Below are 19,903 nucleotides of genomic sequence, written 5' to 3' on the forward strand. Positions count from 1 at the left end.
TCAGCCAAGGGTTTTGCCTGACACCGTAAATTGGTTTGGCCATGGCGGACGGCACCGAAACTGAATCCCGCAAGCTGCTGGGGCGGCTGCGCGAAGAAATGGCGAGCGAGGCCGCCGGTCAGGAACGTCTTGACCGGATCACGCATCTGATCGCCGACAGTATCCGTGCCGAGGTCTGCTCGATCTACCTGTTCCGCGATCAGGAAACGCTGGAGCTGTGCGCCACCGAAGGGTTGTCGCCCGAGGCGGTACACAAGACCCGCATGCGCATGGGCGAAGGTCTGGTGGGCCGGGTGGCGAAGTCGGGCAAGGTGGTCAACACTGCAAACGCCCCTTCGGCGAAGGGCTTCCGCTACATGCCAGAAACGGGTGAAGAGCGGTTTTCGTCCTTCCTGGGCGTTCCGGTGCAAAGGCTTGGCGAAAAACTGGGCGTGCTGGTCGTGCAATCACGCGAGGCGCGCGAGTTTTCCGCCGACGAGATTTATGCGCTGGAAGTGGTCGCAATGGTTCTGGCCGAGATGGCCGAGCTTGGCGCCTTTGTCGGCGAGGGCGCGGCCCTGTCGCCGCTGCACCAGCAATCGGTCCAGCTGACCGGTGGTCCGGCGCAGGAAGGATCGGCCGAAGGCCATGTCTGGCTGCATGAACCGCGCGTTGTCGTGACAAACCCGATCGCGGACGACCCCCACCGCGAACGCGAGCGCCTGACCGAAGCGGTCGATGAATTGCGGGTGGGCGTCGACAAGATGCTCGAAATCTCGCAGGGCGGCGACAAGGAACAGTTGCAGGTTTTGGAAGCCTATCGCATGTTTGCCAACTCCAAGGGCTGGATGCGTCGGATGGAGGAAGACATCGCCCGCGGTCTCAGCGCCGAAGCTGCGGTAGAAAAGGAACAGTCTCAGGCCCGCGCGCGGATGGAGCAGGTGACAGACCCGTACCTGCGCGAACGGCTGGCGGACCTTGACGATCTCAGCAATCGGCTGCTGCGCATTCTGACCGGGCAGGGCAACACCAACGGGGCGGACCTGCCGCCCGATCCGATCCTGATTGCCCGCAATATCGGTCCAGGCGATCTTCTGGAATACGGGCGGTCGCTGAAAGGCATCGTTCTCGAGGAAGGCTCCGTCGGCAGCCACGCCACCATCGTCGCCCGGGCACTGGCGATTCCGCTTGTGGTGCATGTTGGTCGCATCACGACCGAGGCCCTGAACGGAGACCACATTCTGGTCGACGGCGACAACGGCGTCGTGCATCTGCGCCCCGAAGACACAGTAGTCAGCGCCTTCCGCGACAAGATCGCCATGCAGGCCAAGGCGCAGGAACGCTATGCCTCGATTCGCGATACCCCGACCGTTACCCGCGATGGAGAGCGGATCCATCTGGTGATGAACGCGGGCCTGATGGCCGACCTGCCGTCGCTGGGTAATTCCGGGGCCGAAGGCGTGGGCCTGTTCCGGACCGAGCTGCAATTCCTGATCCGCAACCAGATGCCCAAACGATCGGAGCTTGTGACGCAATATCAGCGTGTGCTGGATGCGGCGGGGGAAAAGCGCGTTGTGTTCCGCACGCTGGATATCGGGTCCGACAAGGTTCTGCCTTACATGAAGCACGTGGCCGAACCGAACCCGGCTTTGGGTTGGCGTGCGATCCGCGTGGGTCTGGACAAGCGCGGCGTGATGCGCATGCAGCTGCAGGCGCTGCTGCGCGCCGCCAACGGCCGCCCGCTGACCATCATGTTCCCGTTCGTGGCGCAGGCCGACGAATTCCGCGAAGCCCGCTGGGAGGTCAACAAGACCATCGAGCGGGAAAAACGTCTGGGCCATGTCCTGCCTGAGACGCTTGAAGTGGGCGCGATGCTTGAAACGCCGTCGCTGGCCTTCGCCCCGCAAAAATTCTTTGACGAGGTCGATTTCATTTCGATCGGCGGCAACGACCTGAAACAGTTCTTCTTTGCGGCCGACCGCGAAAACGAACTGGTGCGCCGCCGTTATGACACGCTGAACGTCAGCTTCCTCAGCTTCATCGAACGTATTGTCGAGCGTTGCAACATCTCGAACACACCGCTCAGTTTCTGCGGTGAGGACGCCGGGCGCCCGGTCGAGGCGCTGTGCCTTGCGGCCATGGGCATCCGGTCGCTGTCGATGCGTCCTGCCTCGATCGGCCCGGTCAAAAGCGTTCTGCTGCGGGCAAACCTGCAGGAAGTGCGCAAGATCATCGCCGATGCCCGGCATCGCGGCGAACAGTCGGTGCGGCCCTCGGTTATGGAGTGGTTGCGAAATCAGGGTTGATCTTTGCGCCTGCTTTGCCTATTCACCTCACGAGTGTTAGCGATAACATAACCTACGATACCGGTATTGCAGCGATCTGGTGCTAAGGTGATCCGAATGTGTTCTGAAGGAGCCCGGTCATGGTTTCACGCGTAATTCCCGTCAACCCGTTCGACCTTGTGCTGTTTGGTGCATCAGGCGATCTGGCGCAGCGCAAGATCCTTCCGGGCCTGTACCACCGTTTCGAAGTCGGGCAGATGCCGGACGAGGCGCGGATCATCGGCACCGCCCGCACGGAAATGGACAGCGACGGTTTCCGCGATCAGGTGCGCGCATCGATGCAGGAATTCGCGCCCGAGTTCAAAGCAGAAACGCTGGATCGTTTTCTCGAGCGGGTGGAATACGTACCTGTCGACGCGCTGGGTGAAAAGGGCTGGGACAAGCTGGGCAAGGTCCTGCGCGACGATGTTGTCCGGGCGTTCTATCTGTCGGTGGGGCCCAGCCTGTTTGCCGGGATTGCGCAGCGGCTGCAGGATAACGGCCTGGCCACACCGGACAGCCGTATCGTGGTGGAAAAACCCTTTGGCCACGATCTGGCTTCGGCCCGCGCCCTGAACGAGGGGCTGCGCGCCTGTTTCGAGGAACATCAGATCTATCGGATCGACCATTACCTGGGCAAGGAAACCGTGCAGAACCTGATGGCCCTGCGCTTTGCCAATTCCCTGTTCGAGCCGCTCTGGAACTCCACCCATATCGATCACGTTCAGATCACCGTGGCCGAAACGGTAGGGGTCGAGGGGCGCGGTGCGTACTACGATCAGTCCGGCGCCATGCGTGACATGATCCAGAACCACCTGGTCCAGCTTCTGTGCCTGACGGCGATGGAGCCGCCTTCGAAATTCTCACCCAATTCGGTACGTGACGAAAAGGTCAAGGTGATCGAGGCGCTGGAACCCGTCGCACCGGCCGACATTGCCCGCGGTCAATACCGGGCGGTTCATGGCAAAGGCGGCTATGTCGATCATGTCGGCAACCCAGCCAGCCGCACCGAAAGCTTCATCGCGCTGAAGGTCCATCTGGGCAACTGGCGCTGGGCGGGCGTGCCGTTCTATCTGCGCACCGGCAAACGCCTGCGCGCCCGTGAATCCGAGATCGCGGTGTTTTTCCGTGACCCGCCACACACGATTTTCCCCAATGTCGGTCACTTGCGCGGCAACGTATTGGTGATCCGCCTGCAACCGGACGAAGGCATTACACTGCGAACCACCATCAAGGATCCCGGTCCGGGCGGTTTCCGCCTGTCGGATGTGGCGCTGGACATGAGCTTTGCTGACGCCCTGGGCGCCGAAGCACAAGCGCCGGACGCGTACGAGCGTCTGGTGATGGACGTCATCCGCGGCGATCAGACCCTCTTCATGCGCGGGGACGAGGCCGAGGCCGCCTGGGCCTGGGTCGACCCGATCATACAGGGCTGGGAAAACCGCGGTGACCGCCCGGCGCGTTACGATCAGGGCAGCTCTGGCCCCGAGGAAGCATTGATGCTGATGCATCGCGATGGTCGCCGCTGGCGTCAGATCGGAGGTTAAACATGGTTCACTCTGTCATCACCGATGTCACCCAACGGATCATTGATCGCAGCGCGCCCCTGCGCGGTCCTCATCTGGATCGGATGGAGCAGGCAAGATCAAAAGGCCCGGCCCGCGCACATCTGTCCTGCAGCGGTCAGGCCCACGCCTATGCGAGCGCGGGACCGGATCAACAGGCCATGGTCACCGGAACCGCCGGGAATCTGGGGATCGTTACGGCCTATAACGACATGCTTTCCGCCCATCAGCCGTTCGAACGCTACCCGGCCCTGATCCGCGATGCGATCCGCGCAGCAGGCGGCACGGCGCAGGTTGCGGGAGGCGTACCGGCCATGTGCGATGGCGTCACGCAGGGCGAGGCCGGAATGGAGCTGTCGCTGTTTTCCCGCGATGTCATCGCTCTGGCCACAGGGGTCGCCCTCAGCCACAACACGTTTGACGCTGCCGTCTTTCTGGGTGTCTGTGACAAGATCGTCCCCGGTCTGGTGATCGGTGCGCAATCATTTGGCCATTTGCCGGCGGTCTTCCTGCCAGCCGGTCCCATGACCAGCGGGTTGCCCAACGACGAAAAAGCCAAGGTCCGCCAACAATTCGCCGCCGGAGAGGTCGGGCGCGATGCGCTCATGGCCGCTGAGATGGCCGCTTATCACGGCCCCGGCACCTGCACCTTCTATGGCACCGCCAACACCAACCAGATGCTGATGGAATTCATGGGCCTGCATCTGCCGGGCTCCAGCTTCGTCAATCCCAACACACCCTTGCGCGACGCGCTGACCGAAGAGGGAGCCCGTCGCGCCCTGTCGCTGAGTGCGTTGGGCAACAACTACACGCCGGTCTATCAGATCCTGGACGAGCGCGCCTTTGTGAACGGCATCGTCGGGTTGATGGCCACCGGCGGCTCGACCAACCTGCTGATCCACCTGATCGCGATGGCGCGGGCAGGCGGTATCATTTTAGATTGGCAGGATTTTTCCGACATTTCCGCTGTCGTTCCCCTGGTTGCGCGGGTCTATCCAAACGGTCTGGCCGACGTAAACCATTTCCACGCCGCAGGCGGTCTGGGCTATTGTATCGGAACCCTGTTGGAAGACGGCCTGCTGCACCCCGATACGCTGACCGTTGCGGGGCAGGGCCTGCACAACTACACCAAAGAACCCAAGCTGGTCGGTGGCGAACTGATCTGGGAAGACGGCGCGGGCCACAGCCTGAACGAAAAGATCGTGCGCCCGGCCAAAGACCCGTTCCAACCCACCGGCGGCCTGTCCCGCCTGACCGGCAATCTGGGTACCGCCGTCATGAAGGTCTCCGCCGTCGCCCCCGAACATCAGGTGGTCGAGGCTCCGGTCCGCGTGTTCCACGATCAGGACGAGGTCAAAGCCGCCTTCAAGGCCGGAGAATTCACCGGTGACGTCATTGTCGTCGTCCGCTTTCAGGGTCCAAAGGCCAACGGCATGCCCGAACTGCACTCGCTGACGCCGATCCTGTCGATCCTGCAGGGCAGGGGACAAAAGGTGGCGCTGGTCACCGATGGCCGCATGTCCGGTGCGTCCGGCAAAGTCCCCGCTGCGATCCATGTCTGCCCCGAGGCGCTGGATGGCGGTGCCATCGCGTATCTGCAGGACGGCGACCTGCTGCGCGTCGACGCAGTGAAGGGGGAGTTGGAGATTCTGACGCCCGGCGTTCTGGACCGCACACCAGTCACCGCCGACCTTTCGGCCAACCAACACGGCACCGGGCGGGACCTGTTTGCGGCGTTCCGCGGCAACGTCGGCTCAGCCGATGCTGGCGCTAGTATTTTCGGAGCCTGAGCCATGACATCCAAAACCCAACGTACCCGCGAAATCTGCGCCCTGGCACCCATTGTCCCGGTACTTGTGATCGACGATGCGGCACAGGCCCGCCCGCTGGCCGAAGCGCTCGTGGCCGGTGGTCTGCCCGCGCTCGAGGTTACCTTGCGTACGCCTGCCGCGTTGGACGCCATCCGCGCCATGGCGCAGGTGCCCGGCGGTGTTGTTGGCGCGGGTACGCTGGTCACACCCGATGACGTGCGAGCAGCGAAGGAAGCGGGCGCGCAGTTCGGCGTCTCGCCCGGTGCAACCGACGCCCTGATTGCCGCCTGCGAGGCCGAGGTCCTGCCCCTGCTGCCCGGCGCTGCCACCGCCAGCGAAGCGATGCGCCTGCTGGAACAGGGCTACGACATGCTGAAATTCTTCCCGGCCGAGGCCTCGGGCGGCGCGCCTGCGCTGAAGGCCATCGGTGCGCCCCTGCCGCAGATCAGCTTCTGCCCGACCGGTGGCGTCTCGCCCGCAAATGCGCGCGATTACCTGTCGCTGTCCAACGTTGTCTGCGCCGGCGGCAGTTGGGTTGCGCCAAAGCAAATGGTGCTGAATGGCGACTGGGCAGGTATCGAGTCACTTGCGCGCGAGGCCTCGCAACTGGTGGATTGACGCGGCCGCAACCTGCGTTAGGTTAGGCGCCAATTCAGGCAAGGCGACCCATGACACAGCAAGTTTCCCTCGCGCGGGGGCGCGAATATCTGGCCATTCCCGGCCCCTCGGTCATGCCCGATGCGGTGCTGCAGGCCATGCATCGCCCATCGCCCAATATCTACGACGGCGAACTGATCGACATGATGCCGGCGCTGACCGCCGACCTGCGCCGCGTCGCGCGCACGCAGCATGACGTGGCCATCTATATCGCCAACGGCCACGGCACGTGGGAGGCCGCACTGTCCAATGTGATCGCACCGGGAGAAACCGTTCTGGCCCCTGCGTCGGGCCGGTTTACCCATGGCTGGGCCGAAATGGCCGAGGGCATCGGAGCGCAGGTCGACCTGATCGATTTCGGAACCGCCTCGTCGTGGGATTTTGACCGCATCGCCGAAGCTCTACACGCCGATAAAGAACACCGCTACAAGGCGGTGCTGGCGGTTCATGTCGATACCTCCAGTTCGGTGCGCAACGACATCCCGGCCCTTCGCGCTCTGCTGGACGAACTTGACCACCCCGCGCTGCTTATGGCCGATTGCATCGCCTCGCTGGGCTGCGAACGGTTCGAGATGGATCACTGGGGGGTCGATGTCATGGTCACGGCCTGCCAGAAGGGCCTGATGACCCCCGCCGGTACGGGCTTTGTTTTCTTCAATGACAAAGCACAGGCCAAACGCGCAGCCATGCCTCGCGTGTCGCAATACTGGGACTGGCAGCCGCGCGCCAATCCCGACCTGTTCTACCAGTATTTCAACGGCACTGCGCCGACGCATCACCTTTACGGCCTGCGCGCCGCGCTGGACCTGATCCATGCCGAAGGGCTCGACCAGGTGTGGGTCCGCCACGAACGCCTTTCACAGGCGATCTGGAGCGCTTGTGAGATTTGGGCGCAGGGCGGTGCGCTGCAGCTCAATGTCGCCGACCGCGCCTTTCGCAGCCACGCCGTCACGGCCCTGCGCCTGACCGACGGTCAGGGCACGACGCTGCGCAGCTTTACCGAGCGAGAGCTGGGTTTGACCTTGGGAATCGGTCTGGGGATGGAGGACTGGGACGGCTGTTTCCGGCTTGGCCACATGGGCCATGTGAACGCTCAGATGGTTATGGCGATGCTGGGCGGAATGGAAACCGCCATGGCCGCCCTGAATATCCCGCGCGGCAAAGGGGCGCTCGAAGCTGCGGCAGCAACGCTGGCGGGCTAGTCCGAAAAGAACCGTCTTTTCAATTGGCTGACAATATCCCCGGGGGGAATCGCGCCCCGGGCACAGCGTTTCAGCCGGGTTCCGCCCTTGCCGCTGCAAGCGCCCCGGGCAGCGCGGCCGCAAAGGCGTCCAGATCGGCCTTCGCACCGCAACTAATGCGAATGCAACGGTTCTGTGGTGCGGCAAAGGGCATCCGCACAAAGATACCCTGCGCCACCAGCGCATCCAGAACCGCTTTGGCAAAAACCCCATCCCGCCCGCAATCGATGGCAACAAAATTGGTGGCCGATGGCAGGGGCACCAACCCGTTCTCCCGCGCGATCGCGCCAATCCTGTCGCGCGCCTCGGCAATCCGCCCCTGAACGTTGAACAGCCATGCGTCGTCCCGCAACGCCGCCAGCGCCCCGGCTTGCGCCGCCCGGTTCATTCCGAAATGATTGCGCACCTTGTTGAAGGCTGCAATCAGCCCTGGTGCTGCAATGGCGTACCCGACCCGTGCCCCGGCCATTCCATACCCCTTGGAAAAAGTCCGCATCCGGATCACGCGCGGATCATCCGCCGCGACCGGCGCTGCCGTTGCTTCCGGTGCGCATTCGACATAGGCCTCGTCAAGCACCAGCAGGCAGCCATTGGGCAATTCGTCCAGCGCGGTCACGATATCGGCACCCGCATGCCAGCTTCCCATCGGATTGTCGGGATTGGCCAGGTAGACCAGCTTGGCATCCACTTCTGCCGCCTTGGCAAACAGCGCCACCGGATCTTCTTGATCCTTTGCATAAGGCACCTTGTGAAGCACGCCGCCAAAGCCTGCGACATGGTAATTGAAGGTCGGATAGGCCCCGTCCGAGGTCACAACCGCATCCCCGGGCTCGACAAGCAGCCGAACCAGATAGCCCAATAGCCCGTCGATCCCTTCACCCACCACGACATTCTTAACGGACACGGCATGATGATCGGCGAGGGCATGGCGCAGATCGTGGTTTTCGGGATCGCCATACATCCAGATCTCGCTCGCGGCGCGTTGCATCGCCTCAATGGCGCGGGGCGAGGGACCAAACACGCTCTCATTCGCGCCCAGTCGGGCCACGAACGGCGCACCGCGGTCACGCTCCTGCGTTTCGGGCCCGACAAACGGGACGGTGGCGGGCAGGGATCGGGCAAGCGGGGTGTAGCGCGGATCAGTCATATGCGCAGATAAGCGCAGGGCGGCGGGTCGGGCAAGCATCAGGTCAGATGATCTGCCCTCACGTCGTGGTGGAACTGGCCATGCCTTTCAGGGCATGATCGGCGAAACAGGATCTGGGAGGCCTCGCATGGCGCGCGTATCCGTCGAATATAAAGACCACATTGCCCACGTCACGCTGACCCGGGGCGACAAGATGAACGCGCTGGACGATGCGATGATTAAAGCCATCCTGGCCGCCGGTCAGGAAGTCGCGGCCTCGGACGCAAGGGCCGTTGTTCTGTCGGGCGAAGGCAAAAGCTTCTGTGCAGGTCTCGACATGGCAAGCTTTGCCAAGATGGCCCATATGGACCCGACCGAATGGCTGATGACGCGCAGCCACCATGACGCCAACGAGATGCAGGAGCTTGCGCTGATCTGGCGGCGGGTGCCGGTGCCGGTGATCTGCGCCATTCAGGGCGTGGCCTATGGCGGCGGTCTGCAAATCGCTCTGGGCGCGGATATCCGTATCGCCCATCCCGAAAGCAAGCTGGCCGTGATGGAGATGAAATGGGGCATTATCCCCGACATGGGCGGGATGGTCCTGTTGCCGCAACTTGTCCGCTCGGACGTGTTGCGCCTGCTGACCTATACAGCCCGCCCCATCGGTGCCCAGCAAGCCGCCGATTGGGGGCTTGTTACCAGACTGTCGGATGATCCAATGACCGAGGCGCTGGCTCTGGCCGAAAATATCGCGGGCAAAAGCCCCTCGGCCATCCGTGCCGCCAAGCGACTGATCGAAGTGGCCGAATGCAAGGCCCGCGCAGAGGTGCTGATGGAGGAATCGGCGGAACAGGTGGAACTGATCGGCAAACCGGATCAGATCGAGGTCATCTCGGCCCAGATGCAGGGCCGCAAGCCCGAGTTCAAGTGATCACCGCATGAACGCCCGGCGCGCATCACGGGCCATGTTGTAACGCATCTCAAGATCGGCGATGCGAGCCATGGCCGCTTTTCGGTCTGCGGCATCGGTCAGACCGGCATAGACCTGTCGGGCCGCGTCCAGTTCTTTCCTGAGGCTGAATTCTTCGGGCAGCACACCGGCCTGCGCCATGATCCGGTGCCCGGCCGCAATGGCCGGATCGCTCTGGGCCTCGGTCGAACGATCGGGCAAGGGCTGACCTTCGCCGTTCAGCCCCTCTAGCTGACCTTCCGCCTGCGCCTTTTTGATCTGGCGTTCCACCAGTTTTCCAAGTGATCCAAGCATCGCAGGATTATACGCGACCATTGATGCAGACGAAAGCGTTCACCGGGTCCGTTTCGTAACCAGATAAGCAATGCCGCCTGCCGCCAGTCCCCAGACCGCCGCGCCCAAGCCGAACACGGTGATACCGGAAGCAGTGATTGCAAATGTCAGGATCGCCGCTTCCCGTTCGGCAGGAACTTCCAGCGCCGCAGAGGTCGCGTTTGCCATGACACCGATCAACGCTATCCCGGTCAATGTTCCCATCAGCAACGGGTCGGCATGGGCGGCAAACCCGGTGATCGCCACGGCAAAAATGCCGAACAGACAGTAGAATAAGCCTGCCATGACCGCGGACCAGTAGCGCAGGTCCCGGTCTGGATGGCTGTCCTCGTTCGAACACATGGCGGCGGTGATGGCGGCCAGACAGGTGGCAGGGGCTCCGAATGGCGCGGACAGAATGCTGGCCCCGCCGACGGCCGAGAACAGCCTGCTAGCTTCGGGTGCATAACCAAAACTGCGCATCACCGCGATGCCGGGGATATTCTGCGTGGCCATGGTCACGATGAACAGCGGAAGCCCGATGCCTATGGCAGAGGCCACCGAGAATGTCGGCATTGTCCAGACCGGCGCGGCGACCAGATGTTCAGGTCGAACCGGGCTGTCTCCGGCATTCAGGACGACGAGGGCCGCCGCCGCAACCGCGGCCGGCACCGCGATCAACCGATTGATCCGGCCGGCGACAAACCACGTTACGATGACCGGCAATGCCTGCCAGGGCAGCTCAACCGCCGCCTTGAATGGCACAATACACAGCGGCAGCAGAACCCCGCCCAGCATGGCCTGAGCCAGCGTTGTCGGGATCGCAGCCGCCAACCGCCCCAAAGGACGCCACAGGCCTGCCAGAACGGTCAGCGCTCCGGCGCACAGAAACGCGCCGACAGCCCCTGAAAAACCGGCGGCAGGGGTGGCAGAAACCGCCAGCAAAGCAGCGCCGGGTGTTGACCAGGCCACGCTTATCGGCTGCCGATACCAGAGGCTGAGGACTATGGCTGCCAGCCCCATTGCAACCGCAGCCATCATCAGGCCGGACGCAGCCTCAGTTGCCGAGGCACCCATGGCGGCAAGGCCCTGTAAAACAATCGGGAATGAGCTGAAAAACCCAACCACCGCCACCACCAGGCCGGTCGAAATCGTCTGCACGGGGGGATGGGAATGCGCCATTTCTGCCTCGGGGTTGTTTGGGCAAATTGCTAACAATTGCAAGCAGTCGGGAACAAGGGGAAAGCCGTGTCACCAAAAGAAAACCCCGCCGACAGGTGGCGGGGTTCGGGATTTGAGTATTTGGGAAAAGATGAAGATCAGGCGATTTCTGCCAAACGGGCAAGGGCCTCGTTCAGCTTTGCTTCTTCTTCTTCGCGGGCGGCGAGGTTGGCTTTGGCTTCCTCAACCACTTCTTCCGGGGCCGAAGCCACGAATTTGGGGTTGTTCAGGCGCCCACGCAGGCCGCCCAGTTCTTTGGCCAGCTTGGCCTTGGCTTTCTCAAGTCGTTCCTTTTCCGCGCCGATATCTATGATATCCGCCAGCGGCAGGCCGAAGGACGCGCCGGGTGCGGCAATCGAGATTGTTCCTTTGGGTAGATCTTCTGCGTTGGTCAGGCTGTCGATCCGCGCAAGGCGCTTGATCAGCGCCTCGTTGCGGTCCCATGCGGCCTGGCCGTTGGCGTCGATCTCGGTCACCAGCATCGGCACGTACAGACCAGCAGGCACCCGCATCTGAGCACGGGCTGAGCGGGTGTTTTCGATCACCGAGATCACCCAGTTCATCTCACGATCCGCATCCGCGTCGATCAGGTCGGCCGCAGAATAGGTCGGCCAGTCGGCGTGGACCACCATCTTGGCGCGGTTGCCTGTCAGGCCCCAGAGTTCCTCGGTGATAAAGGGCATGATCGGGTGCAGCAGAACCATGCACTGATCCAGAACCCAGCGCATGGTGGTGCGGGTTTCAGCCTGAGCCGCAGCATCATCACCCTGCAGCAACGGTTTGGATAGTTCCACATACCAGTCGCAGACCTTGCCCCAGACAAAGGCATAAAGCCCGTTGGCCGCGTCGTTGAAGCGGTAGCTTTCCAGCGCCGCGTCAACCTCTTCGCGCACGCGGGCGGTTTCGCCGATGATCCAGCGGTTTACGGCGGCCTTGGGTTTCAGGTCGGCCACGTCCAGTTGCGGCACGGCGTCGGTGAAGACCTCGTTCATCTCGGCAAAACGGACGGCGTTCCAAAGTTTGGTGCCGAAATTGCGATAGCCGGTGATGCGTTCCTTGGACAGTTTCAGCACGCCGCCAATCGCTGCCATCGAGGCGTTGGTGAACCGCAGCGCGTCGGCGCCGAATTCGTCCACGATCTCCAGCGGGTCGATGACGTTGCCGGTGGTCTTGGACATTTTCTTGCCCTTCTCGTCGCGGACGAGTTGGTGCAGGTAGACGGTGTGGAACGGGATCTGATCGACCACGGCCAGTTGCATCATCATCATCCGGGCGACCCAGAAGAACAGGATGTCGAAGCCGGTGATCAGAACGTCCGTGGGGAAGTAGCGTTCCAGTTCCTCGGTCTGCTCGGGCCAGCCCAGAGTGCCGATGGGCCAGAGGCCGGAGGAGAACCAGGTGTCCAGGACGTCAGGGTCGCGCCAGACCGGGTAAACCAGCTTGGTCGGGTCCTGTTCGATTGCATATTGTGCAAGGCTTTCGGCGAATTGATGAATCGCCTCCTGCTTGTCGGCGACTTCAATAACTGTCGCGTGGCTCAGAGGGCTGGGGATGTTAGCATTGTCGTCCAAGAATTTCTCGGTTACCGCTTCAAGGCTGGATGCACATTCCATAACGTTGCCACGGTGCAGCATGCCGCCTTCGTTCAGCAAACGGCCCATCTCGACCAGATCAAGATTGCCGTCGTTTTCGTCGTCAATGAAGTCTTCGGCAGACAGGTCGAGACCATACCAAACCGGAATCTGATGCCCCCACCACAGCTGGCGCGAGATGCACCAAGGCTCGATGTTTTCCAGCCAGTGGTAATAGGTCTTCTCGCCAGACTCGGGGATGATCTTGACCGTGCCGTCCTTGACCGCATCCAGCGCGGGGCCAACGACCTTGGCGGCGTCGACGAACCACTGGTCGGTGAACATCGGCTCGATGACCACTTTCGAGCGGTCGCCGAAGGGCTGCATAATCGGTTTGCGCTCGACCAGCGGCACCAGCTTGTCCGCGCCTTCGTGCTCCGGTTTCAAAGCGGTCGAGCCCAAACGCGGGTCATCTGCGCGGCACATGACGGCCAGACCGTCGTTGGTGATCTCTTCCACCACCTTGGCGCGCGCCTCGAACCGGTCGAGCCCGCGCAGGTGATCGGGGATCAGGTTGATCGCGTCGATCTCGTTCTCGGTAAACTCACGCCCGCGTGCGTATTCCTGCGCCTTGTCGGCCTCTTCGGCGTAAGGAGCCCCATCGGCCCGCATCGCGCCTTTGGTGCCCATCAGGCGATACATCGGAATGCCGCCGCGCTTAGCGACCATGTTGTCGTTGAAGTCATGCGCGCCGGTGATCTTCACCGCTCCCGAGCCAAAACCGGGGTCCGGGTAGTCATCGGTGATGATCGGAATCTGGCGGCGGTGCTCTTTCGGGCCAACCGGGATTTCGCAGAGCTTGCCAACGATGGGTGCATACCGCTCGTCCGAGGGGTGAACCGCAACCGCACCATCGCCCAGCATAGTCTCGGGCCGGGTTGTCGCGATTGAAATGTAATCCCGCTCCTCCCGGAGGATCACATTCCCATCTTCATCTTTTTCCAAATACTCATATGTCTCGCCACCGGCGAGCGGGTATTTGAAGTGCCACATATGACCCGCGACCTCGATGTTCTCGACCTCAAGGTCCGAGATCGCGGTCTCGAAATGCGGGTCCCAGTTGACCAGCCGCTTGCCGCGATAGATCAGGCCCTTTTCGTACATGTCGACAAAGACTTTGATCACCGCGTCGTGAAAATTCGCAGAGTTTTCGTGCCCCGTGCGCGGGTCGCGCGGCGCGCCTGCCATGGTGAAGGCATTGCGCGACCAGTCGCAGGATGATCCCAGGCGCTTTAGCTGCTCGATGATCGTGCCCCCGTATTCGCCCTTCCATTCCCAGACCTTGTCCAGAAATGCTTCACGCCCCAGCTCGCGGCGCCCCGGCTGCTGGGTGGCGGCCAGCATCTTTTCCACCTGCATCTGCGTGGCGATGCCGGCGTGGTCCTGACCGGGCTGCCACAGCGTGTCAAAGCCACGCATCCGGTGCCAGCGGGTCAGAATATCTTGAAGGGTGTTGTTGAACGCATGGCCCACATGCAGCGCGCCGGTGACATTGGGCGGCGGGATCATGATGGTAAAGCTTTCGTCGCGCGAGCGGTTAGCGCCTGCCTTGAAGGCTCCGGCCTGTTCCCAGGCCTTGTAGATGCGGGCCTCGGCCTCGGCCGCGTTGAATGTCTTTTCCATCGCCATGGGATGCGTCCTGCGTCAACAAAATCGGGTCAGCGCTTGCAATAGCGAATGCACGCAGGAAGGGGAAGGGCGTCTGTGCTAACCGGCCATCCCAAATCGGTCTTTGAAATAGGTATCAACGCGCTGATAGGCTGGATCGTGGAAATCCAGCGTCAGCAGCGAATGGTCCTTGCCCGCATACTCAATCGTTTCGAGGTTCTCGCCAAAGGCGCTTTCCAGCGACCGCATCAGTTTTTGGGGCGACAGGTTGTCTTTGGCGTACCGCATCGCCAGACCGGGGCCTTTTTGTGCCATGCCCGCGCGCGCGTCTAGGATATCCTGCGAGCTCATATGCAGCTTGTCGCCGCCAAAGATCGGCAATGCGGGTTGGCTGGCCACGCCGCCAAGAACCGCGTCGTCGGCCATCAAGGTCAGAGCAAAGCTGCCGGTCAGGCACATGCCGATGACACCAACGCCCGCGCTGCCTTCCTGATCCCGGATATGACCCGCCAGCGCCCGCATCCAGCCCGCAACCGGGCTTTGGCGGCCTTTCGCGAACATGTTGATCTCGCGCCGGACGCAGAACAGCCGGGCAAAATTCCTGCCCGTCTGAGTTTTGCCGAACGTACCGAACAGGTGCGGAAGATACACCCGGAACCCCGAGTTGTTCAGCCGCTGCGCCAGTTCCAGCGTTTCCGGCCCGATCCCCGGCAGTTCCTGCAGGATCATGATCGGTGGACCTTCGCCCCCGACGTAAACGTCATGCGTGGCTTCTGTGCCGGTGCTGATAGGGGCGGTGAACGGGAATACGGCGTCATGTGTCCAGGTCATGGCGCCGACGCTATACCATTGGGATGCTGCTGGAAATCGAATTTCTTCGCGATCGACTGGACATCGCATATGCGGGGGCTAACCTCGCAGCCACAGCAGCCTGAAAGGGACAGCAATGGAAAAGTTCGGCAAAAGCCAGCCGGTCAAACGGACCGAAGATCACCGCTTTCTGACCGGGCAGGGGCGCTACATGGACGATGCCGTGCCGGACAATGCCCTGTATGCGGCCTTCTTCCGCAGCCCGGTTGCGCATGCGCGGATCATAGCGCTGGATCTGGATGCTGCGCGGCAGGTGGATGGGGTCCGCCTGGTCATGACGCTGGACGATCTGGCCGCGACCGGGATCGACACTGTAATGAACGCGGCGATCATGCCCAACCGGGATGGCTCGCAAGGCGCGGCGCCACAGCGGCAAATGCTTGCCAAAGACCGTGTGCGCTTTGTGGGTGAGCCCGTCGTTGCAGTGATTGCCGAGACGCAGCTTCAGGCGCAGGACGCGGTCGAGCTGATCTTGATGGAGACCGATGACCTGCCCGCCAAGCTGGATGTGGATGCGGGCGGAGAGCCGCTGCATCCCGAAGCCCCGGATAACCGCGCCTTTGACTGGGGGCTTGGCGATGAAACCGCGACCGAAGCCGCCTTTCAGTCCGCCGCCCATACCGTGGCGCTGAATGTGGCGGACAACCGGGTCATCATCAACTCGATCGAGCCGCGCGGCTGTCAGGCCAGATGGTCGGACGGCCGGCTGCACTTCGCCTACGGCGGTCAGGGTGTCTGGGCGATGCGGGGGCAACTGGCGCAGAAACTGAAGCTTGAAACCGAGGCGATCCGTGTCACCACGCCGGATGTGGGTGGCGGGTTTGGCATGAAGGTGATGCCCTATCCCGAATATTTCTGTGTCTGCGTTGCCGCCATGAAACTGGGGCAACCCGTGCACTGGATGTCCGACCGGTCCGAAGCGATGCTGTCCGATCATCATGGTCGCGATCTGACGTCTTTGGCCGAACTGGCTTTCGACGACAATCTCAGGATCACGGCTTACCGGGTCCACAGCAAGGTTAACCTTGGCGCCCATAACAGTCATTTCGGGCAGGCCATCCAGACCAGCCTGTTCAGCAAGGTGCTGATGGGTGTCTATGATGTTCAGACCACATATCTGCGGGTCGAAGGGTTCTACACCAACACCACGCAGGTCGACGCCTATCGCGGCGCGGGCCGGCCCGAGGCGATCTATGTCCTCGAACGGGTCATGGACCGCGCCGCGCGCGAACTGGGTGTCGATCCGTGGGAACTGCGGCGCAGGAACTTCATCAAACCTGCGGACTTCCCCTACAAAACCGCAACAGGGGAAACCTATGACGTCGGCGATTTCGACATGGTTCTCAGCCGCGCTGGCGAGCAGACCCGAGGCTTTGCCGCCCGAAAGGCCGCCGATGCTGAACGCGGCCTGATCCGGGGGCAGGGGCTTTGTTACTATATCGAAAGCATTCTGGGCGACCCTTCCGAAAACGCGAAGATCGAGTTCCGCGAGGATGGAATGGTGAACATGTGCGTTGGCACTCAATCGAATGGGCAGGGACACGAGACGGCCTACACTCACTTCCTGTCGGATCAGGCCGGGATACCAATGGACCGGATCGTGGTGGTCCAGGGCGATACCGACCATCTGGCGCATGGCGGTGGGACGGGCGGATCCCGCTCGGTGACGGTGCAAAACACGGCAACGCTGGCCACAATCGACGTCATGATCGCCGCATTCACGCCTTATCTGGCCGGTAAGATGGGGGTCGAGGAAAACCAAGTGATTTTTGACCACGAAACCTTTCGGGCGCCGGGGTCCAACCTGACACCCACCCTGACCGAGGCCGCCGAGATGGCCCGCGCCGATGGCCGTACCGACCTGTTGCAACACACGGCACGCGCCGATCTGGAGGCGCGCAGCTATCCCAACGGCGCACATGTTGCCGAAGTCGTGATCGATTCTTTCACCGGGGAAACCTGGGTCGACCGCTATACAGTGGTTGATGATTTCGGAAACCTTATCAATCCGATGCTGGCCGAGGGGCAGGTGCATGGCGGGGTGGTGCAGGGCATTGGCCAGGCACTGAACGAACGAGTGGTGCATGATGCGCAGGGGCAACTGCTCACGGCTTCGTTGATGGATTACGCCTTGCCCCGTGCCGCCGGGATACCCATGATTAAGTTTACCTCGGCGCCGGTTCCGTCAACTTCCAACCCGATGGGGATGAAAGGATGCGGTGAGGCCGGGACCGTGGGCGCGCTGGCCGCTGTTGCAAACGCGGTTCAGGATGCGCTCTGGGATCATGGGGTACGGCAGGCGGACATGCCTTTCACACCTCACAGAGTATGGGAGATGCTGACACATGGTTCTGTCGCGGCTGAGTAGAAAGGTTCTGGGATGGCTAGGACGGCCGCTTCGCTCCGAGCACTCGGCCGAGGCGCTGCACCGCGAGCCAATCAGCCATGTCATCATTCTGGACGGCACCATGTCCACGCTGGAGCCGGGCCTTGAGACACATGCCGGTCAGACCTATCGCCTGTGTCGGGAAATGGGCAGCCAAGTCTCGGTCTTTTACGAATCCGGTGTGCAATGGGAAAGCTGGAAGTCCTCGCTGGATGTGATGATGGGGCGCGGCATCAATCGCCAGATCAGGCGTGCCTACGGCTATCTTGCCTCGCGGTACAAGCCCGGCGACCGGATCTACTTCATCGGATATTCCCGTGGCGCGTACGGTGTGCGCGGTCTTGCCGGTGTCATCGACATGATTGGCCTGCTCAAGGCCGAGCATGCCACCGAACGCAACATCAAACAGGCTTATCGCCATTGTGAATGCAATCCAGGTGGAGCAGCGGCAGGTGATTTCCGGCGCAAGTTCTGCCATGACGAAATTGCGATAGAAATGGTTGGCGTCTGGGATACGGTCAAGGCGCTGGGCCTGCGCCTGCCCATGCTGTGGCGCTGGGCCGAGGATCGGCACGCGTTTCACCACCACAAGCTTGGTCCCTCGACCCGCCACGGCTATCACGCTCTGGCGCTGGATGAGACGCGCGAAGTGTTCGAACCGGTCCTGTGGAAATGTACGCCCGAGTTCCGCGGCCATGTCGAACAGGTCTGGTTCCGCGGCACCCATGGCGATGTCGGCGGGCAACTGAACGGCTTTGAAGAGGCGCGCCCACTCAGCAACATCTCCCTGATCTGGATGCTGGACAAGGCAGAACTGCATGGTCTGCCCTTGCCGGACGGTTGGCGCGAGCGTTTCCCGGTCGATGCGTCCGCCAGATCAGTCGGGACATGGAGGGGCTGGGGCAAGATCTTCCTTCTGCGCAAGCATCGCAAGGTCGGTCGGGACCGCTCGGAACATCTGCACGTGTCGGTTTCACCGGATGATCTGCCGGGGTGGGTGCCCATGCCCAACTTGTCCTCTCATCCGGCGCAATAACCGCGACCGGCCATCCACCGCCGCCGGCGCTGCAAAATGTTGAATGCCCCCAATCAATCGCCTGGATCACGCAGCGACACTGTCACGTCATCCATGACATAGAACCTGTTCTGATCTGCCGAGGCGCTGACGGAAACATCAACGAACCCTTCATTGTCAGGAGTGCCGTCAAGGTCGCGCAGGTTCGCCTCGGCAAATGGCGCCTCTAATGAAGCGTCACCCAAGACTGCGAGGCGATAAACCATGTCGTCCGGAAACATCGAGATCAGAACCGTGTGCCTGTCGCCGATGCTGTAGCTGCCCACCGGTGTATCAAACATGGAAATCTGGCCATTGTTGAAAACGACCCGGCCGAAATACCGCCCCACGACACCGCTATCTACGATCATTCCGCCATCATCCAGAATCTGCCCCTGCCACGTGATGTAGATCGGCGCGGTTTCGTCGCTGATCGGTGACGTCCGGAAAGTGATATGGTCGCCGGACGTCTCTGTTGCAGGTGGCCGCTCACGGATACTCAGGGAAAGATCGCCGGCAATGGCGTCTTCGGCGGATACGAAGAAGAACTCTTCTGATCCGACACTGATACTGTCGCCGGCGGGTGGCCCTGGCGGGTTGGACAGTGGCGACTGTCCGGGCGTCCCGCTCTCGAAATCCGCGTGAAAAATGGTGCTGCAAGATGTCGGCAATACGGCGGCGCAAAGGATGAGTGTGGAAGAATTGATAAATTTCATAGGACACTCCGAAACAAGAACGGACCCCAAGCGGTTTCAATACAATGCCGCCGGTGGATGCCTTCAGAATACCACAACCTGCATCGACCCGCCCAACGCCGCCCAAGAGCTGACCTGTTCCGGCTTCCGCGCGAATTTGCCACGCAGTGTCATGTCGCCCTGGGTGCTGTGGTGTGACGCGCCAAACTCGTACCCATCAGCAATCGCAGAACACACCAGAACGCGCCACATCTGCCGATTAGCCCCGCGCTCTGTCTGAATTATGTCGGGAGGATTAATTTGCCTAACTACGGGGAACCCCCAATACCGCAGCCCCGCTCGATTTGTTATTTATCAGATAACGGAGCAACCACACACACACCTCCGTCCAACACTACACGGGGGGCTGGCCGAATAGACCCCCTCACTCATGCCAGCCCCTCAACCCTTTCC

Annotated in this window: 15 protein-coding genes; 8 read left to right on the plus strand and 7 right to left on the minus strand. The window is 61.9% G+C overall.

What is annotated here, in order from left to right; all coding sequences use genetic code 11:
• The first annotated feature begins 41 nt into the window (after positions 1-41).
• The 5 genes from ptsP (at position 42) to AC2FIR_RS07790 (ending at position 7,538) form a co-directional block, all read left to right on the plus strand.
• Complete coding sequence (gene ptsP / locus AC2FIR_RS07770; RefSeq protein WP_170613202.1) at positions 42-2,285, plus strand: phosphoenolpyruvate--protein phosphotransferase; 2,244 nt, start codon at positions 42-44, stop codon at positions 2,283-2,285.
• 119 nt (positions 2,286-2,404) lie between these two features.
• Complete coding sequence (gene zwf, locus AC2FIR_RS07775; RefSeq protein ID WP_170613200.1) at positions 2,405-3,850, plus strand: glucose-6-phosphate dehydrogenase; 1,446 nt, start codon at positions 2,405-2,407, stop codon at positions 3,848-3,850.
• A gap of 2 nt (positions 3,851-3,852) precedes the next feature.
• Positions 3,853-5,658 (plus strand): phosphogluconate dehydratase, encoded by a 1,806-nt coding sequence (edd, locus tag AC2FIR_RS07780; protein WP_496715409.1) that lies wholly within the window; start codon positions 3,853-3,855, stop codon positions 5,656-5,658.
• A gap of 3 nt (positions 5,659-5,661) precedes the next feature.
• Entirely contained in the window at positions 5,662-6,297 is a 636-nt protein-coding gene (locus AC2FIR_RS07785; protein ID WP_496744788.1) for a bifunctional 4-hydroxy-2-oxoglutarate aldolase/2-dehydro-3-deoxy-phosphogluconate aldolase, read from the plus strand.
• Between the two features lie 50 nt (positions 6,298-6,347).
• Positions 6,348-7,538, plus strand: a complete 1,191-nt coding sequence (locus tag AC2FIR_RS07790; protein WP_170613195.1) for a pyridoxal-phosphate-dependent aminotransferase family protein — start codon at positions 6,348-6,350, stop codon at positions 7,536-7,538.
• 70 nt (positions 7,539-7,608) lie between these two features.
• Here the strand turns inward: AC2FIR_RS07790 and AC2FIR_RS07795 are convergent, their stop codons facing one another.
• Positions 7,609-8,724 (minus strand): pyridoxal phosphate-dependent aminotransferase, encoded by a 1,116-nt coding sequence (locus AC2FIR_RS07795; RefSeq protein ID WP_496715549.1) that lies wholly within the window; start codon positions 8,722-8,724, stop codon positions 7,609-7,611.
• A 127-nt stretch (positions 8,725-8,851) separates the two neighbouring features.
• Here AC2FIR_RS07795 and AC2FIR_RS07800 point away from each other — a divergent pair, with 127 nt between their 5' ends.
• The gene (locus AC2FIR_RS07800; RefSeq protein WP_170613193.1) at positions 8,852-9,634 is read left to right on the plus strand and encodes a crotonase/enoyl-CoA hydratase family protein; all 783 of its coding nucleotides are present in this window, start codon (positions 8,852-8,854) and stop codon (positions 9,632-9,634) included.
• Here the strand turns inward: AC2FIR_RS07800 and AC2FIR_RS07805 are convergent, their stop codons facing one another.
• The 4 genes from AC2FIR_RS07805 to AC2FIR_RS07820 all read right to left on the minus strand — a co-directional run bounded on the left by AC2FIR_RS07805 (position 9,635) and on the right by AC2FIR_RS07820 (position 15,276).
• Positions 9,635-9,967, minus strand: coding sequence for a DnaJ family domain-containing protein (locus tag AC2FIR_RS07805; RefSeq protein ID WP_170816801.1), 333 nt, complete (start codon positions 9,965-9,967; stop codon positions 9,635-9,637).
• A gap of 39 nt (positions 9,968-10,006) precedes the next feature.
• Complete coding sequence (locus AC2FIR_RS07810) at positions 10,007-11,167, minus strand: benzoate/H(+) symporter BenE family transporter (RefSeq protein ID WP_170613189.1); 1,161 nt, start codon at positions 11,165-11,167, stop codon at positions 10,007-10,009.
• A gap of 137 nt (positions 11,168-11,304) precedes the next feature.
• Entirely contained in the window at positions 11,305-14,466 is a 3,162-nt protein-coding gene (locus AC2FIR_RS07815) for a valine--tRNA ligase (protein WP_170613187.1), read from the minus strand.
• 78 nt (positions 14,467-14,544) lie between these two features.
• Entirely contained in the window at positions 14,545-15,276 is a 732-nt protein-coding gene (locus tag AC2FIR_RS07820; protein WP_170613185.1) for a dienelactone hydrolase family protein, read from the minus strand.
• A gap of 115 nt (positions 15,277-15,391) precedes the next feature.
• On the opposite strand from AC2FIR_RS07820, the gene AC2FIR_RS07825 reads away from it, so the two are divergent.
• On the plus strand, positions 15,392-17,683 hold the full coding sequence (locus AC2FIR_RS07825) for a xanthine dehydrogenase family protein molybdopterin-binding subunit (protein ID WP_496762101.1): 2,292 nt from the start codon (positions 15,392-15,394) through the stop codon (positions 17,681-17,683).
• Complete coding sequence (locus tag AC2FIR_RS07830; RefSeq protein WP_496762103.1) at positions 17,661-18,737, plus strand: T6SS phospholipase effector Tle1-like catalytic domain-containing protein; 1,077 nt, start codon at positions 17,661-17,663, stop codon at positions 18,735-18,737. The genes AC2FIR_RS07825 and AC2FIR_RS07830 overlap by 23 nt, the downstream gene beginning before the upstream one ends.
• Positions 18,738-18,790: 53 nt before the next feature.
• Here the strand turns inward: AC2FIR_RS07830 and AC2FIR_RS07835 are convergent, their stop codons facing one another.
• Both AC2FIR_RS07835 and AC2FIR_RS07840 read right to left on the minus strand, forming a co-directional pair.
• On the minus strand, positions 18,791-19,471 hold the full coding sequence (locus tag AC2FIR_RS07835) for a hypothetical protein (RefSeq protein ID WP_480490449.1): 681 nt from the start codon (positions 19,469-19,471) through the stop codon (positions 18,791-18,793).
• A 63-nt stretch (positions 19,472-19,534) separates the two neighbouring features.
• A complete protein-coding gene (locus AC2FIR_RS07840; RefSeq protein ID WP_170613177.1) occupies positions 19,535-19,702 on the minus strand; it encodes a hypothetical protein in 168 nt (55 codons plus the stop codon).
• Positions 19,703-19,903: the final 201 nt, after the last annotated feature.

This window comes from Ruegeria sp. CDSB136 (assembly GCF_059610965.1).

Excerpts from the sequence above, each read along its gene's own strand:
- ptsP (WP_170613202.1), top strand. The coding sequence starts at position 42 with ATGGCGGACGGCACCGAAACTGAATCCCGCAAGCTGCTGGGGCGGCTG.
- zwf (WP_170613200.1), top strand. The coding sequence starts at position 2,405 with ATGGTTTCACGCGTAATTCCCGTCAACCCGTTCGACCTTGTGCTGTTT.
- edd (WP_496715409.1), top strand. The coding sequence starts at position 3,853 with ATGGTTCACTCTGTCATCACCGATGTCACCCAACGGATCATTGATCGC.
- AC2FIR_RS07785 (WP_496744788.1), top strand. The coding sequence starts at position 5,662 with ATGACATCCAAAACCCAACGTACCCGCGAAATCTGCGCCCTGGCACCC.
- AC2FIR_RS07790 (WP_170613195.1), top strand. The coding sequence starts at position 6,348 with ATGACACAGCAAGTTTCCCTCGCGCGGGGGCGCGAATATCTGGCCATT.
- AC2FIR_RS07795 (WP_496715549.1), bottom strand. The coding sequence starts at position 8,724 with ATGACTGATCCGCGCTACACCCCGCTTGCCCGATCCCTGCCCGCCACC.
- AC2FIR_RS07800 (WP_170613193.1), top strand. The coding sequence starts at position 8,852 with ATGGCGCGCGTATCCGTCGAATATAAAGACCACATTGCCCACGTCACG.
- AC2FIR_RS07805 (WP_170816801.1), bottom strand. The coding sequence starts at position 9,967 with ATGCTTGGATCACTTGGAAAACTGGTGGAACGCCAGATCAAAAAGGCG.
- AC2FIR_RS07810 (WP_170613189.1), bottom strand. The coding sequence starts at position 11,167 with ATGGCGCATTCCCATCCCCCCGTGCAGACGATTTCGACCGGCCTGGTG.
- AC2FIR_RS07815 (WP_170613187.1), bottom strand. The coding sequence starts at position 14,466 with ATGGCGATGGAAAAGACATTCAACGCGGCCGAGGCCGAGGCCCGCATC.
- AC2FIR_RS07820 (WP_170613185.1), bottom strand. The coding sequence starts at position 15,276 with ATGACCTGGACACATGACGCCGTATTCCCGTTCACCGCCCCTATCAGC.
- AC2FIR_RS07825 (WP_496762101.1), top strand. The coding sequence starts at position 15,392 with ATGGAAAAGTTCGGCAAAAGCCAGCCGGTCAAACGGACCGAAGATCAC.
- AC2FIR_RS07830 (WP_496762103.1), top strand. The coding sequence starts at position 17,661 with ATGGTTCTGTCGCGGCTGAGTAGAAAGGTTCTGGGATGGCTAGGACGG.
- AC2FIR_RS07835 (WP_480490449.1), bottom strand. The coding sequence starts at position 19,471 with ATGAAATTTATCAATTCTTCCACACTCATCCTTTGCGCCGCCGTATTG.
- AC2FIR_RS07840 (WP_170613177.1), bottom strand. The coding sequence starts at position 19,702 with ATGTGGCGCGTTCTGGTGTGTTCTGCGATTGCTGATGGGTACGAGTTT.